The organism is Acidovorax sp. SUPP3334, from assembly GCF_030159055.1.
Lineage (GTDB): Bacteria > Pseudomonadota > Gammaproteobacteria > Burkholderiales > Burkholderiaceae_C > Paracidovorax.
Window position 1 is genome coordinate 1 of sequence record NZ_BQXQ01000109.1, and the last position, 972, is coordinate 972.

1 protein-coding gene is annotated in these 972 nt (G+C 50.5%); it reads right to left on the minus strand.

Annotated features, from left to right (window positions below; all coding sequences use genetic code 11):
* Positions 1–201: 201 nt before the first annotated feature.
* Positions 202–831, minus strand: a complete 630-nt coding sequence (locus AVHM3334_RS23680) for a hypothetical protein (protein ID WP_284415875.1) — start codon at positions 829–831, stop codon at positions 202–204.
* Positions 832–972 lie beyond the last annotated feature (141 nt).

Below are 972 nucleotides of genomic sequence, written 5' to 3' on the forward strand. Positions count from 1 at the left end.
CGGGCCTGCAAGGCCCATCATGCACAAGGCGCAGACCGCCGCAGGCCCTCATCACGCATTCAAACGGCTGCTGGCGCCCACTCGTCCCTATTGGGATTCGTCAAACATGGGTTGTGAGAGGCTCCCTAAAGGTTCCACCAAGGCATGATCTGGCGTTGGCGCAACGGCATCCCCCTCCCAGGGAGTGATAAAAACTTAACGTTACCTCAGAAAAATGGCTTCAAAGTCCACCTTGTCGCTCGTTCCATTTTGGTCTCGAAAAAATTCTTTCGAGTCTTTAAATTCCAAGGCTTCTCCATGAAACGGCTCCCTGATAGTCAAATAAAATTCTCCCTTGTGCTTCCGCACGCCGTCTAGCATTACGACGTGACTGCCTTTTGAGAGTATACAGGGCCCCATCTGTTCGATTTTTTTACCGAGGTCACGCAACGCATCTTTTCGGGTTTGATGCACTTGCCCCATCAAGTTCTTTTTATAGCTGACATTTTCGTATTTGAACAAGACGGGTTCTTTTCCCGTGGTCGAATGCAGTGATGCCATAATTTCTGGCATATCCCTTCGTCTCCCCATGTCTGATGGACCAAGGTCGCTATCTATGGAAATTTTTTGATGATCCAATCGCATCATTAATTCACATGCGAAGGTGCAATCCCGGAAGCCAGGCTGAGGCACCATGAATTTACCGTTGGGCATTGGATATGCATCGAAGCCGCCGATCCGTATCGGGCTCACCGCGTAGCCATCGACCACAAACGCCTGCTGCTGATCATTGGTCGCCTCGACACCGCCAAAGCGCTGAGTTACTCGGTCCGAGGGAACGCTGTAAATCAAACCTTCTGCGATTTGGTTTACTCATAAGTCAGTAACTTAGAGAACACTCTCTTGCGCAGAGCGGCGATCGGTGCTTTCATTGACGGCATGAAAAGAGACGGACGCACCCTGGCCCACAATGTGTTGGAAGAAATGCGCATG